Origin of the sequence: Rhizobium sp. 10PS4, from assembly GCF_032464805.1 — a bacterium.
Taxonomy (GTDB): Bacteria; Pseudomonadota; Alphaproteobacteria; order Rhizobiales; family Rhizobiaceae; genus Rhizobium; species Rhizobium laguerreae.
The window spans coordinates 35,339-48,166 of sequence record NZ_JAWDIW010000005.1; the positions used below are offsets into that span (position 1 = coordinate 35,339).

15 protein-coding genes and 2 pseudogenes are annotated in these 12,828 nt (G+C 59.7%); 10 read left to right on the plus strand and 7 right to left on the minus strand.

Going from position 1 to position 12,828, the window contains the following annotated elements:
- Positions 1–88 precede the first annotated feature (88 nt).
- The 3 genes from ppk2 to RWJ89_RS10545 form a co-directional block, all read right to left on the minus strand.
- The gene (ppk2, locus tag RWJ89_RS10535) at positions 89–922 is read right to left on the minus strand and encodes a polyphosphate kinase 2 (protein ID WP_131663549.1); all 834 of its coding nucleotides are present in this window, start codon (positions 920–922) and stop codon (positions 89–91) included.
- A gap of 17 nt (positions 923–939) precedes the next feature.
- Entirely contained in the window at positions 940–2,658 is a 1,719-nt protein-coding gene (locus RWJ89_RS10540; protein ID WP_168285075.1) for a SulP family inorganic anion transporter, read from the minus strand.
- 196 nt (positions 2,659–2,854) lie between these two features.
- On the minus strand, positions 2,855–3,319 hold the full coding sequence (locus RWJ89_RS10545) for a hypothetical protein (protein ID WP_128401682.1): 465 nt from the start codon (positions 3,317–3,319) through the stop codon (positions 2,855–2,857).
- 757 nt (positions 3,320–4,076) lie between these two features.
- Between RWJ89_RS10545 and RWJ89_RS10550 the strand changes: the two genes are divergently transcribed.
- The 5 genes and pseudogenes from RWJ89_RS10550 (at position 4,077) to RWJ89_RS10570 (ending at position 7,300) form a co-directional block, all read left to right on the plus strand.
- A complete protein-coding gene (locus RWJ89_RS10550; protein ID WP_131663547.1) occupies positions 4,077–5,459 on the plus strand; it encodes a DUF3300 domain-containing protein in 1,383 nt (460 codons plus the stop codon).
- Between the two features lie 20 nt (positions 5,460–5,479).
- On the plus strand, positions 5,480–6,436 hold the full coding sequence (locus tag RWJ89_RS10555) for a DUF2950 domain-containing protein (protein ID WP_168285076.1): 957 nt from the start codon (positions 5,480–5,482) through the stop codon (positions 6,434–6,436).
- Positions 6,437–6,517: 81 nt separating this feature from the next.
- Entirely contained in the window at positions 6,518–6,751 is a 234-nt protein-coding gene (locus tag RWJ89_RS10560) for a DUF2171 domain-containing protein (protein ID WP_017964693.1), read from the plus strand.
- 115 nt (positions 6,752–6,866) lie between these two features.
- A pseudogene (locus tag RWJ89_RS10565) lies at positions 6,867–7,039 on the plus strand (DUF2945 domain-containing protein).
- Positions 7,040–7,114: 75 nt separating this feature from the next.
- Positions 7,115–7,300 (plus strand): DUF3008 family protein, encoded by a 186-nt coding sequence (locus RWJ89_RS10570; RefSeq protein WP_003564288.1) that lies wholly within the window; start codon positions 7,115–7,117, stop codon positions 7,298–7,300.
- Positions 7,301–7,325: 25 nt separating this feature from the next.
- On the opposite strand, the gene RWJ89_RS10575 is transcribed toward RWJ89_RS10570, so the two are convergent.
- Entirely contained in the window at positions 7,326–8,045 is a 720-nt protein-coding gene (locus tag RWJ89_RS10575) for an MgtC/SapB family protein (RefSeq protein WP_168285077.1), read from the minus strand.
- A 238-nt stretch (positions 8,046–8,283) separates the two neighbouring features.
- Here RWJ89_RS10575 and greA point away from each other — a divergent pair, with 238 nt between their 5' ends.
- Together greA and RWJ89_RS10585 are read left to right on the plus strand one after the other, a co-directional pair.
- The gene (gene greA, locus RWJ89_RS10580; RefSeq protein WP_168285078.1) at positions 8,284–8,766 is read left to right on the plus strand and encodes a transcription elongation factor GreA; all 483 of its coding nucleotides are present in this window, start codon (positions 8,284–8,286) and stop codon (positions 8,764–8,766) included.
- Between the two features lie 24 nt (positions 8,767–8,790).
- Entirely contained in the window at positions 8,791–9,111 is a 321-nt protein-coding gene (locus tag RWJ89_RS10585) for a hypothetical protein (RefSeq protein WP_376776624.1), read from the plus strand.
- A gap of 48 nt (positions 9,112–9,159) precedes the next feature.
- On the opposite strand, the gene RWJ89_RS10590 is transcribed toward RWJ89_RS10585, so the two are convergent.
- Positions 9,160–10,053 (minus strand): LysR family transcriptional regulator ArgP, encoded by an 894-nt coding sequence (locus tag RWJ89_RS10590; protein ID WP_168285079.1) that lies wholly within the window; start codon positions 10,051–10,053, stop codon positions 9,160–9,162.
- Between the two features lie 100 nt (positions 10,054–10,153).
- Here RWJ89_RS10590 and RWJ89_RS10595 point away from each other — a divergent pair, with 100 nt between their 5' ends.
- Positions 10,154–10,762 (plus strand): LysE/ArgO family amino acid transporter, encoded by a 609-nt coding sequence (locus tag RWJ89_RS10595; RefSeq protein ID WP_168285084.1) that lies wholly within the window; start codon positions 10,154–10,156, stop codon positions 10,760–10,762.
- A gap of 110 nt (positions 10,763–10,872) precedes the next feature.
- On the opposite strand, the pseudogene RWJ89_RS10600 reads toward RWJ89_RS10595, so the two are convergent.
- Positions 10,873–11,060: pseudogene (locus tag RWJ89_RS10600) on the minus strand (hypothetical protein).
- A gap of 74 nt (positions 11,061–11,134) precedes the next feature.
- Here RWJ89_RS10600 and RWJ89_RS10605 point away from each other — a divergent pair.
- Complete coding sequence (locus RWJ89_RS10605; protein WP_017960848.1) at positions 11,135–12,076, plus strand: LysR family transcriptional regulator; 942 nt, start codon at positions 11,135–11,137, stop codon at positions 12,074–12,076.
- A 166-nt stretch (positions 12,077–12,242) separates the two neighbouring features.
- Positions 12,243–12,398, plus strand: a complete 156-nt coding sequence (locus tag RWJ89_RS10610; RefSeq protein WP_131663541.1) for an entericidin — start codon at positions 12,243–12,245, stop codon at positions 12,396–12,398.
- Positions 12,399–12,472: 74 nt separating this feature from the next.
- On the opposite strand, the gene RWJ89_RS10615 is transcribed toward RWJ89_RS10610, so the two are convergent.
- Entirely contained in the window at positions 12,473–12,826 is a 354-nt protein-coding gene (locus RWJ89_RS10615; protein WP_131663540.1) for a hypothetical protein, read from the minus strand.
- Positions 12,827–12,828: the final 2 nt, after the last annotated feature.

Here is a 12,828-nt window from a genome sequence, read left to right on the forward strand (position 1 = left end):
GATTGATAACATCGCCGCGCCGGACAGCTGGTCTGTTCCGGGCGGGCCTTCCTCCTGAAACTGCGGTGTCGTTCCCGCGCGGCTTCGACTATTGCATCTGCTCGGCGACCACATCCGGTACAATATGCCGGATGCTTTTGTCTTCGACGTAGTCAGCGGGTCGCTTTTGACGTTTCCCAAGGTCCGGTGCGTTGAACTTCATCGTTTCGTACGGAATCGACTTCAGGATGTGCGAGATGCAGTTGATGCGCGCGCGCTTCTTGTCGTCGGACGGCACGATCCACCATGGGGCGTGCTGGCGGTCCGTCGCCCGGATCATCTCGTCGTAAGCAACCGTGTAGTCCCACCACCGTTGGTACGACTCGATATCCATCGGGCTGAGCTTCCACTGCCGCAGCGGATCCTCGATCCGCCGCCTGAAGCGCCGATCCTGTTCCTTCTCGCCGACCGTCAGGAAGTACTTCAGCAGGGTGATGCCGCTTTCGACGATCGAGGCTTCAAAACCGGGAGCCAATTCAAGAAAGCGCCGGGCCTTTTTCTCGGAGCAGAATCCCATCACCCGGTCGACGCCGGGGCGATTGTACCAACTGCGATCGAATATGACGATTTCGCCCGCAGCGGGCATATGTGCGAAGTAGCGCTGCATGTACATTTGCGTCTTTTCGCGATCGGTCGGGGCCGGCAGCGCGACCACGCGAAAGACACGTGGACTGACGCGCTCGGTAATTCGCTTGATCATCCCGCCTTTGCCGGCAGCATCCCGGCCCTCGAAGATGATCACGACGCGAGCGCCCGATTTTTTCACCCAAGCCTGCAGATGCGCGAGCTCGACCTGAAGCTTTGCGATTTCCTTGTCGTAGTTCCAGGACTTCTTGCCTTTCATTTCGTCCACTTCGGTGTAGTCTTCCTGCCGCTTGTTCATCACGTCCTCCTTGCCCTTCACTGATGATCGCCGACCAAAGGCCGGTCGCTTCCTTCCCCAAGGCGCGCGGCACGCAGCGCGTCCTCCGTGTCGCCAAAGAACTTTCCGGCTCCGATGCCGTCGACGACGCCGGCGCGGCCCAGCAGCTCCGTGACCTCGGCGTTCAGATGAGCCACGCCGAAGACGATGCCCCGCCCGGAGAGGTTTGCCTGCACGGCATCAAGTGCTGCGGCCCCGGTGCTGTCGATATGCGCAATGGCGCTGGCGTCGAGGACGAACCAGCGTGTTTCGGCCGGCAGGCCGTCAGCGACGGTGCGCAACCGGATCCGGACATAATCGGCGTTGTAAAACAGCAGATTGCCCTGGACGAGACATATGGCGATGCCCGGAATGCCCCGGGCCTCCGGAAAGCGCTGCATGTCGTAGAAGCCATCGCGTCCGGCAATGCGGCCGAGAAGCGTGTCTTTCGGAAACATCGTCTTGCGCAGGAGATAGATCAGGGTTGCGGCGATCGCGACGATGACGCCGTTCAGGACTCCGAAGCTGATGGCTCCGAACATGGCGATGAGGGCGAAGACGAACTCCGCGCGGCTGATGTGCCATATCTTTCTCAACTCGCTGACGTCGATCAGGCTGATTGCGGCTGCCGCCAGGATCGCCGCCAGGGCAGGGATCGGCAGGATGCGCAGGGCGCCATTCAAGAACAGCAGCGCCGCCATCAGGGTCACGGCGGAAACGAGACCGGCTGCCTGCGATCTGCCGCCGACTGCAAGATTGATCGCTGTACGCGAGTCGGACACGGCGATGGGAAATGAACCAAACAGGCCAGGGGCGATGTTCGCCGCGCCCAGCCCAATCAGTTCCTGGTTGGCGTCGACCTCCTCGCCGGAGCGCGCCCCGAAGCTTCGTGCGGCGACGATACTCGAACCAAAACTGATCAGAAAGACGGCTGCCGACCCAAGGACGATCCTGTCCATGGGCATTTGAGAGAATGCATGGAGGGAGAATGACGGCAGCCCGGTGGGGAGATCGCCAACGACGCGGATGCCAGCGGCTTCAAAGTTGAAGATGGCGGAGAGAATGACGGAAACAACGACAACGACGACGGGTCCCGGTACAGGCAGCCGCGTGGCTTTCACGATCCACAACAGTGCGAACATGGCGAGCCCGAACAGCAATGTCGGCCAATGGATCAAGGCACTCTTGCGAATGATCTCGGCAATCGGCGGCAGGAGACCGTCGGACTCGATACGCACCCCGGTAAAGCGGCCGATCTGCCCGACAAGGATCGAGATGGATACGCCGGCAAAGAAGCCGACCAGAATCGGGCGGGATAGAAAGCTTGCGAGGACGCCTAGCCGCAGCAGCCGTGCTGCAAAATAGAAGGCTCCGACGCCGAGCGCCAGGGCAGACGCGATCGCAACCGGATCGGCTGATGTGCCGGCAGGTTGCGCGGCGATGACAGTTCCTATGACCGCCGCGAGAACCGCCATGGTCCCGGCGTCCGGTCCGACCACCAATAGCCGCGACGGCCCGAACAGAGCGTAGGCAACGGGCGCGACGATACTCGCATATATCCCCGTTTCCGGGGGGAGGCCGGCGATGGCGGGATAAGCGATCGCACTCGGCAGTCCGACAGCCGCAATCGACAGCCCCGCAGGAATATCGCTTCGCAGCCAGTCCGCGCGAAATCCTTCCAGGCCCCTGAATACCGGCATATGAAAACTTTGAAGCATGCCACTCCCCCCCGAAATTCATTCATCTGCTGAAGCGAACTCAGGCTACCAGTGGGGTGGCTTCCGATCGCTCCAGACTGGGCGCAGATTGGGCTTTGACGAAGATGGCCTTGCCAGCGTCAGCCGAAGGGTTGACCGCGGACGCTGACGCGCTGGCCGAACCCATGGCTGACGACCCGCATGGTTGCGCAGCGGCCTAGCCGACGGGTGCCTCCCAATTCAGGAAGAAGCCGATGTCGCCCGGCATACCGCCCGGAAAACTGATGACCATCGCTTTCAACTTGTAGCCGTGAGGCCGGGCCACTTCGACGAAAAGATCATATATTTCCTTGGCTTTTCCTTGAAGCGTCGTCGGCCACTCTGGCCGGGCACTGTTGATCGCGCGGCCGCTATCCGTGCAGAAGCTCGAGGGAAAGCTATAAACCATGGCCTCGGATTTGCCGTCGGCGGCTGCCTTCATGACGACGCGCCTGATAATGTCACGTTCCTTGTCGCCGACGTGTTTGCGGAAGAAGTCATCGACGAACTCCGCGTGTTTTTTTGCTTCACGCGCTTTGACTTTGTCATCACGCTGCATTTCTATCAGCTGCAGTTCCAGAGCTTTCTGCCTCAATTCGTCCGCGCTAAGCATCTGAGGATTTGACTTTTCACTTTCAGCCATGACGTTCCCTCCCACTGGTCCAAGGCCAAGACCAAAAATTACAGCATCGATAAGTCAAGCTAGGCAGTATGATACTGTAGGTTCTGGTAACCTACCGCGCTGCCGATATTTTAGCCGTCAACCCTCCCACTGGGATGAATATGCGGCATGGGCGAAATGCATGAAGCAGGAGTGTTGTCGGCTCCATCTCGTTGACGTGCCGAGCCGGAGGCGGCAGGGCACCGCGCCACGACATGGAACGTTAGCCACCGGTTTCGAAACCGGGGTACAGCATCATTCCGCCGTCGACATAGATCGTCGCTCAGACGATGTAGTCGGTGAAATCAGACGCAAGCCGCACCGCCATCCGGCCAATCTCCTCCGTCTCGCCGATGCGCTTGTATGGAATGAGCTTCATCAGTTCGACGTAGGCTTCCGAGGTTTGCCACGCGCTGGATCGGCGTGCGAATGGCGCCTGGGGCGATGCTGTTGACGCGAATGCGCTTTCAGCGTGCCCATGACTTCGTGGTCAAGCGGCCCGCGGTCGATTTTAGCCTGCGCTCTGAACTCCGCTTTTGCAAGGGTGTTACTGTAACATACGTCCCAGATCAGTCCCACGACTACGCCTGGAGCTGTCTTTGCTATAAATTTGGAGCAAAAGACGGCTTGGCCGATGTTTAGCTATCAATCCTCCTCCACTCGGAGGAGTATGCGGCACGAGCGAAGATACAATAGTCGACAGCCTACACACCATGTCTGACCGCAAGGAGGATTTGAGATGGCTAGACCTCACGCATTGTTACTCGCCACAGGCTTGTTCCTGCCTTTTGCAGGTTTCCCGTTTTCGCCACATCCGACACCGATCGCCGCCGCGCAGGAGCCGACCCCTTCCAGTCCCGTCGCGGAAAAAGACGACGCGCCGGCGCCGTTGAGCGAGGATGAACTCGAAATCCTGGTGGCGCGGATTGCGCTTTATCCGGACGAACTGGTCGCGCTCGTCACATCGGCGTCGCTCTATCCGCTGCAGGTCGTGGAAGCAGCCCGGTTTCTCGAAACCTTGAAGAAGCAGCCCGAGCTCAAGCCGAAGACGTCGTGGGACGGCAGCATCGTATCCCTGTTGAACTATCCCCAGATCGTCACGATGATGAGCGACGATCTGGACTGGACGCAGTCGCTCGGAGAGGCGCTCTCCTACCAGCAGAAGGACGTTTTGATCGCCATACAGCAGCTGCGCGACAAAGCGGTCGCCGACGGCATCATCAAGACGGACGACAAGATCAAGGTCAGCCAGGAGAACGACAACGTCGTGATCGTCTCCGCCAGTCCTGACAAGATCTACGTTCCGCAGTATGCGCCGGAGATGCTGTATGAACCGAATTATGTGGCCGCGCCGATCGGCTACTATTCCGAGCCGTATCCGAACTACTACTATCCGACCGCCACATTTTTCGCGGGTGTGGTGACGGGAGCGGTGTGGGCCGCTGCCGTCGACTGGAACCGTTGGGGCGTATGGGGCGGTCGCTGGAACGGCAACGTCGATATCGACTGCAACAATTGCCTCAACAACATCAACGGCAAAATGAATATCAACGACGTCGACTGGAAGAATGTCGACCGCAGCAAGATCGGGTTCGACGGGGCGCAGTTCAACAATATCGACCGCGGCTCCTTCCGGAGCAGTATCGAGGCGAATGCCGGCAACAGGGTCGGAGCTAGAGGCAACGACCGTGCGAACACGATCCGCGACCAGCCAAGCAAAATCAGCGTCAACGATGTCCGCAAGAGCAAGATCGATGCGGACAGGATAAGTGCTGCCCGCAACAAGGCAGGCAATATGGGAGCGGCTCCTGGTGGCGGGAAGGGAGCGCAGGCTGCGCAGAATCGCAGGCCCGAGGCAAGGACGCCGAACAGGGCGGCCGAAAAAGCAAGGCCCGGGGTCAACGCCAAACGTCCGGTCGCAAAGCCGAAGCCTGCGGCCCGGGTCGACAGCCGGCCGAGAAAGCCGTCGGCCCTCGGTCAGGTCGACAGCGGCAGGCGCGCTGAGATGCAGTCCAACCGCGGCAGACAGGCCATGGCCGGAGGCAATCGTGGCGGCGGTAGAGCAATGCACGGCGGTGGCGGCGGCCGCGGCGGTGGTGGACGCGGCGGCGGTCGTCGGTGACGGAAAGAAGGAGGAAAGTCATGACCAAGTCAGTCAGAAACATGCTTCTGGGTTCGATGTTCACTCTAGCGGCTCTCGCCACCAATCCAGTTCCGGCATCTGCAGCAGAGCCATCCGATGCAACCGTCATCTCGGACTTCGCTTCACAGAGCGATCCCCCCGTATTCGAGACGCCGGAACAGGTCGTTGACGCCTTCAAAACGGCCTTGGCGTCTGATGATTTCGACAAGTTCGCGGCGCTGCTGGGTATTGATGCAGCGAAAGCGAAGGCAGGCGAAGGCGTGATGGACACCTACGCACAGATTCGGGACGGCACAAGCAAGAAGATCGTCGTGAAGGACGTCGATGACCGCAAGATCATCGAGATCGGCGACAAATTATGGCCTCTGCCATTTCCGATCGTGAAGGGCGACGATGGCAAATGGGGCTTCGACACCTATGCCGGGTTCGAGGAGATCATCAATCGTCGCGTCGGCGAGAACGAATTGCAGACCATCGACACGATGAAGGCCTATGTCGACGCCCAAAAGGAATATTCTTCCGCCGACCACGACGATGACGGCGTCCTGGAATATGCTCAGAAACTGATCAGCAGCGACGGCAAAACCGACGGGCTCTATTGGTCGCCTGATCTCGGCGAGGGCGATAGCCCGGCGGGCAATGCCCTCGAAGACAATGCTGCGCTTGACAAGGCGAAGGCCGGCGAGGGCTATTACGGCTATCGCTACAGGATCATCGACGGCCAGGGGCCGAACATCGCGGGTGGAAAGTTCGATTATGTGATCAACGGCAACATGATCGCGGGATTTGCCCTTATCGCCTGGCCGATCCGATATGGCGAAACCGGCGTGCACACATTCGCAGTCAACGCGAACGGCACGGTCTACCAGGCCGATCTCGGCCGGGAGACCGAAAAGATAGCTGCCGGTGTCAGGACCTTCAACCCAGGTGACAATTGGGACGTGACTGCCGATTGAACACGGTCGCGGATGTTTGGAACCAAGTCCGCTCCACCTCGTTGCCGCTTCGTATCTGGCAATGATGCAAAGGAGGAAACGATGATTTCTGCAGATCAGATCCGTGAACATATGGAAGTTCGGGCTGCCGACGGCACCCATGTCGGCACAGTCGATCATCTCGACGGGCCCACGCGCATCAAACTGACGAAGACCGACTCGGGGGATGGAAAGCACCACTTGATCCCGCTCGATTGGGTCGATCACGTGGACGCACACGTCCATCTGTCGAAGAACGCCAGGGATGTCCGAAGCCAGTGGGCCACCATCAACTGACCGCCGGTCGGCTGCGGCTTATGGGCCGCAGCCTCCTTGAACAGGATGGTTAGAGCATGATGTCGTCCGAAAACCGCTCACACTTTTCGGCATCATGCTTTTAAAGGAACCCGCCATATCGAAGCAATTGAAGAGGGGCGATGAGGTCAGCTGGAATACCAGCCAGGGAAAGACCAAGGGCAACGTGATTAGGAAGCAGACCAGCCAGACGAAGATCAAGGGTCACACAGTGAAGGCCACGGTGGCAGAGCGCAGTATATCGTCGAAAGCGAAAAAACGGGAAAGTGAGCCGCGCACAAGCCCTACGAACTCAGGAAGCTCTGACGACCGCGGGCACTTTATTCAGATACAAGGAGATCGAATATGCCAGCCAAGTCGAAAGCCCAGCAAAAAGCTGCGGGTGCCGCGCTCTCGGCAAAGCGCGGCGAGACGCCGAAGAAGGAGCTCAAGGGCGCTTCGAAGCAGATGGTCGAGTCCATGAGCGAAAAGCAACTCGAAGAGTTTGCCTCGACCAAGAGAAAGGGCAAACCGGAACACGCCTCGAAATAGACGGCGAAATCATGGCGTCCCCGGCTCAGGTCGTCGTCGATTGTATGGAAAATTCCGCGACGTCGTGCGACTCGGAGACGGCGGCCAGGATTGTGCGGGCGGATGCGTCTGGATCTTTCGTGAGCCAGCGCAATTCGAAGGCCGCCCCGATGCGGCCGTCCTCGGTCCGTTTCAGCGATCCGAACAGCGCGCTGCATTCGAGAGGGCTAAGCACATCCGACAGATCGGGAATACCGGAGTTCGGACAGTAGATCACGAGCGTTGCCTTGCGTTCGGATCGCAGCCACGTGTCCAGTTGCTTCATCGGCGACAACACGATGAAGGCTACCAGGGTGGCCACCGTCCCCGTCACGATCTGGCCGCCGCCGAAGCAGAGGCCGACGACGGTCATGAACCACATGGTCGCGGCCGTCGTGACGCCCGTCATCGTGTCGCCGCGCCTCAGGATCACTCCGCCGCCGATGAAGCCGACGCCCGTGAGCACGCCGAGGGGAAAGCGCAGCACGTCCATTTGCGTGAAAAAGTTGAACGTTTTTCCGTAGGTCGATAGAAGGAGATTGGCTTGGATCATCGCCAGGCAAGCGGCAAGCGCCACCAGGATCGTAGTCCTGAAGCCTGCGGCGTGACCGCCGCGCTCGCGGTCGAGACCGATGAGGCCGCCGGCGACCACCGTCAGTACGATCCGTGCAGCGATGTCCCACCAGCTTGGTGTGAGCGGCATCGCGTCGGTCAGGAGTGAAGGCATCGTCTGACCCTGACGGTGTTGCCGCTCCTTCGCTGCTGGCGGGGCATTCGTTCCTCCTGCGCTACAGTGCCTCCGGATGAGATAAACGCAATGTCGGCCAGGACGTTCCCTTTGCTTCGGGGTCGTAGAGGTTTGCCCAGATGGCAAGATTGGCGGTTTGTCGGCGCTCGGTGTATGCTTCCGAACCGGGGATAATCCCCCGCCAACCTGCGCGTGGCGTCTAAAACGGAGTTCGAGATTGGCCGTCGCTTTCACCAAGGAAGAGAGTTTCGAAACCGCTTCGGAAACCCTGCTGCCCGATCGTCCGATTTCGCCGCATCCGAACCTCGTCACGGAAGCGGGATTGAAGGCTCTGGAATTGCATTTCCTGCAGGCTCGCGAGGCTTATGATGCTGCGAGCCCCATCGAAGACGTGAACGAACGGCGGCGGCAGACGGCCAATCCCTTGCGTGATCTTCGCTACTTAGCCGCAAGACTTCGCACCGCTCAGCTCATGCCTGCCCCTACGTCAATCGATACCGTCGCCTTCGGCAGCACGGTGACTTTCCGTCGTGACGACGGGCGTGTGCAGACCTATCGCATTGTCGGAGAGGACGAGGCCGATCCGAAGGCCGGGTCCATTTCCTATGTCTCCCCGGTGGCGCGGCTCCTGATGGGCAAGGCTGTCGGGGATATGGTCGAGACAGGCGGCCAGGAACTGGAGATCATCGCCATCGCATAGGAGTGGTCTATTCGCGTAGCCACCATTTTGAGTTCAGCCGCTTCAACCTCGTCTTCCAGTTCGTCGGATCAGCTTGCCTCTCTTGAGGCGCAGCTTGCCGAAAAGCAGGCAGCCCTGTCGGAAACGCAGGACGAGCAAGAGAAGGCTACGATCGAAAAATCCATCGCGACGCTGGAAGCGAAGATTGCCAAGATCGAAGCGAGCGAGAGCAGCCAAACTCAGGCGTCTGCTGCATCGAAGCCTGCCGATGGCGCTCCGAAAGAACTTTCCGGCGAAAGCGAGTGTATCGGCACGACGAATTTTGACGAGACCAGCGAGTTCGGCAGCCGCACGGCTTACGTCTGATAAAAGCGACCCGTTCAGCGGGATGATGCTGCATTTTTGAGTGATGCATCAAAGGCGGCGCTTGGCCACGGTGACGACTTCGCGTGTCAGATCCGCCAGGCGGTCGGCGGCGAGGCGATTTATCTGCCAGTAGAGCGGGACATCGAGTGGCGTGTCGGGCACCAGCTGGATCAGCCGTCCGGATGCGAGGTGCTCGCGGGTCAGCTGGGTCGGGTTCATTCCCCATCCCATGCCTGAAAGGCTCGCCTCGACGAAGCTCTGCGGCGACGGCAGCCAGTGGGTGGGATAATCGAGATCGCGTCCGAATGTTCGCCTGATCCAACTGCTCTGCAGCCTGTCCTTTTGATTGAAGGTCAGCGCCGGAGCGTTGCGGATCGCCTCTGATGTCACGCCCTGCGGAAAATGGCTTGTGACGAAGTCGGGGGTTGCCGTTGCATGGTAACGCAGAACGCCGAGGGCAAAACGCCGGCATCCGCGGACCGGTTTTTCCAGGCTGGTGACGGCGGCGATCACCCGTCCGCGCTGCAGCCATTCGGCGGTATGGTCCTGGTCGTCGACGGCGACGTTCAGCAGATAGGAAGAGCTTTTGGCAAAACTCGACATGGCCTCGACGAACCATGTTCCGAGGCTGTCGGCGTTCGTCGCGATTTGAAGCGTGACCCTTTGGCGTGGTTCGTCGGGATCGACGAGGGCGGGCAGTTGCCCGAAGAGTTCTGCTTCGAGCATGCCGACATTCTCCATATGGCGGCAGAGCCATTCTCCCTTTTCGGTCGCCGTGCACGGTGTGCCTCTGACGATGAGGACGACGCCGAGACGCTCTTCGAGCTGCTTCACGCGCTGCGAAATGGCCGAAGGGGTCACGTTCAAGGCGGTCGCAGCTCTTTCGAAGCTGCCTGTCTGGACAATAGTTGCGACGGCGCGAAGAGCGGGATAGTCGAGCATGGATTAGTTTCTCTTAATCTGGGTAAGCTAGATTAACTAGCCTAAATCTCGAAATAGCGATAGCGCAACCTCACCGAAATGAGGGGCGTTGGCCGAAGAGATGAATTTTTCGATCTATGGAACCGGCCTGATGATGGGCCTCAGCCTGATCGTCGCCATCGGCGCGCAGAACGCCTTCATCCTGCGCCAGGGCTTGCGCAACGAACATGTCTTCGCCGTCTGCCTCGCATGCGCGGTATCGGATGCCGCGCTGATCGTGCTTGGTGTAACCAGCCTCCATCAAATCGCCAGGTTCATGCCCTGGCTCGATCCCGTCATGCGCTACGGGGGAGCTATGTTTCTGGTCTGGTACGGGGCAAGAAGCCTCTATTCCGCCTTGCGGTCGTCCGCCTCTCTCACGGCCGCGGAAGCCAAGCCATCGAGCTTTCGGCAGACGCTGGCAACCTGCCTCGCACTCACCTGGCTCAATCCGCATGTCTATCTCGACACCGTGGTGCTGCTCGGCACGATATCGACACGATATCCGGGAGAGCAGGCTTCTTTTGCGGCAGGGGCGGTGACGGGGTCCTTCCTGTTCTTCTTTTCGCTCGGATATGGCGCGAAACAGTTGCGGCCGATCTTCTCGAAACCCTCATCCTGGCGCATGCTGGAAACGCTCGTCGCTTTCACGATGTGGATCATAGCGTTCAAACTGCTGGGCGGGTTGTGACCGCCGTTCGGCTGTCGATCGGCCGCTGCGGCGCAGGTCGAGCGGACGTTGCAAGTGGACTGCCATCGATCTGTCCAGATCCTGAGCGGATTCAAAACGATGAAGCGTCTCTACCGCGTCCCATCGCATCGCGGCGCTCCGGGACGGTTAACTCCATCTCGCGCTGACAATCTGCCAGCAGATGTGGCGGAAAACGCCTTAGTTCCCGGAGCGCATGCTCATGGTTCGCATCCCTGCGTCTCTGCGACTTGAATGCGGAAAGGGCCTGTACGATATTCCAGATGCTTGTTTGAGACATGTCGGGCCTCCTTTTGCTGCATTTAGCTGCCGACGCTCGAAATATGGGTGTCAATTGACATTCAATCAAACAAAATGATATGGGGTTATAAATCAGAAAAATTGAAAGATGCGACGATGAGTATTCCCTTTCGCCGTCCCATTCCGCTGCTTGACAACGAAGTGCTGCGTACCTTCGTGGCGATCGCCGAAACAGGCAATTTTTCGACCGCCGCAGAGGCTGTCTTCCGCACGCCGTCAGCGGTATCGATGCAGATCAAGAAGCTTGAAGAACAGCTGGGGGCGACGCTGTTTCTGCGCGACGCCCGCTCGGTGTCGCTGACGCGCCACGGGGAGATGTTGCTGTCCTATGCCCGCAACATCCTGGCGCTGTCGAACGAGGCAGTGTCGCGCTTCATCATGCCGGAACTCAGTGGCGTCGTGCGGCTCGGCGCGCCGGAGGATATCGGCGAACGGCTGCTGCCGAGCATCTTGAAGAGTTTCGCCGAGAGCTATCCCGGCATCATGGTCGATGTGACCATCGACATGAGCATCGGGCTGAAGAAGCGCATGGAGGAGCAGCGGCTCGACCTGGCCTTGATCAACTGTGCGACACGGCCGTTCCCAACGGGCGGTGAGGTGGTGTTCCGCGAGCGGCTGGTCTGGGCCGGCGCCAAGTGCGGCTCGGCTCATCGGCGCGATCCGCTGCCGATCTCGATCTGGGAGGATGGCTGCATCTGGCGCCAGGAAGCACTCTCCCAGCTCGAACGCAACAAGCGGCATTATCGCGTCGCCTATCTCAGCGGTCACACGATGGCGCAGCGCGCCGCCGTACTTTCCGATCTCGCCATCGCGCCGTTGCCGCTGTCCTATGTCAACGAGGACATGGCGATCCTCGGCCCCCAGGAAGGATTGCCGGAGCTCGGCGCCTTCGATATCCGCCTGCTGACCGCCTCGCAGGTATCCGGGCCGATCGAGACGGTGGCTGACAGCATTCGCGGCGCCTTTGCCGAGAGAGCAAAGGCGGTCGCCGCCTAGCTGCATCGGACAGGATTGCGCCGATCGAAAATGGTGGCGCGTCCTATCGGACGCGCGGCTGTAGCGGGTATCCTTATAGCCAGTGAACCTTTTGGTTTGTCGTGCGTTATCGGCGCGGACGGCAATTGTCGCCGTTCGGGGTTGATTTCAAACAAGGATATCCGAGATGACGACAATGGCCAAAATTGCCGCAGCCTTGATGGTTCTTCTTGCCCTTTCTTCCTGCGGCAACACGATCCGCGGCATAGGAAAAGATACGGCAAATACCGTGAACGCCACGCAGGATGCCGGCCGCTCAGTCGACCGCGCCGCGAAGAAGTGATGACGGTTCAGATTCCTTCCGGGGATTGCCTGATCGGATACTGACCGAGGGATCATGACCCGGTTCTGATCATCCTAGCGGATGACCGGGGGATAAGCCTTTTCGAGGCCGCCGGATCGGCTGAGGCCGGTCCGGAAGGCTTGGTAGGCTGGATGCTGACCAGAGCGGGCGGTTTCCATCAGCCGGATCTGCAGCCGATCCGGCGCGTGGGCTCCGAGCCACATTCCTAGATTTTCAAGCTTCAGCGAGTTCAGGAAACGCGATCCGGCGGCAAGATCGAGATGGCGGCGCAGGCCGTCGAGCAGATTGTCGTCCTGGGCGGCGTTTTCCATGAGCAGCGCCAGGTAGGACTTGTCGGTCTCCGACAGCGCGGCGAGCTTTTCCGCAACGGTATCGCGGTCGGGAAAGGGAATCATCGAATCGTCCATGC

Excerpts from the sequence above, each read along its gene's own strand:
- ppk2 (WP_131663549.1), bottom strand. The coding sequence starts at position 922 with ATGAACAAGCGGCAGGAAGACTACACCGAAGTGGACGAAATGAAAGGC.
- RWJ89_RS10540 (WP_168285075.1), bottom strand. The coding sequence starts at position 2,658 with ATGCTTCAAAGTTTTCATATGCCGGTATTCAGGGGCCTGGAAGGATTT.
- RWJ89_RS10545 (WP_128401682.1), bottom strand. The coding sequence starts at position 3,319 with ATGGCTGAAAGTGAAAAGTCAAATCCTCAGATGCTTAGCGCGGACGAA.
- RWJ89_RS10550 (WP_131663547.1), top strand. The coding sequence starts at position 4,077 with ATGGCTAGACCTCACGCATTGTTACTCGCCACAGGCTTGTTCCTGCCT.
- RWJ89_RS10555 (WP_168285076.1), top strand. The coding sequence starts at position 5,480 with ATGACCAAGTCAGTCAGAAACATGCTTCTGGGTTCGATGTTCACTCTA.
- RWJ89_RS10560 (WP_017964693.1), top strand. The coding sequence starts at position 6,518 with ATGATTTCTGCAGATCAGATCCGTGAACATATGGAAGTTCGGGCTGCC.
- RWJ89_RS10570 (WP_003564288.1), top strand. The coding sequence starts at position 7,115 with ATGCCAGCCAAGTCGAAAGCCCAGCAAAAAGCTGCGGGTGCCGCGCTC.
- RWJ89_RS10575 (WP_168285077.1), bottom strand. The coding sequence starts at position 8,045 with ATGCCTTCACTCCTGACCGACGCGATGCCGCTCACACCAAGCTGGTGG.
- RWJ89_RS10590 (WP_168285079.1), bottom strand. The coding sequence starts at position 10,053 with ATGCTCGACTATCCCGCTCTTCGCGCCGTCGCAACTATTGTCCAGACA.
- RWJ89_RS10595 (WP_168285084.1), top strand. The coding sequence starts at position 10,154 with ATGAATTTTTCGATCTATGGAACCGGCCTGATGATGGGCCTCAGCCTG.
- RWJ89_RS10605 (WP_017960848.1), top strand. The coding sequence starts at position 11,135 with ATGATATGGGGTTATAAATCAGAAAAATTGAAAGATGCGACGATGAGT.
- RWJ89_RS10610 (WP_131663541.1), top strand. The coding sequence starts at position 12,243 with ATGACGACAATGGCCAAAATTGCCGCAGCCTTGATGGTTCTTCTTGCC.
- RWJ89_RS10615 (WP_131663540.1), bottom strand. The coding sequence starts at position 12,826 with ATGGACGATTCGATGATTCCCTTTCCCGACCGCGATACCGTTGCGGAA.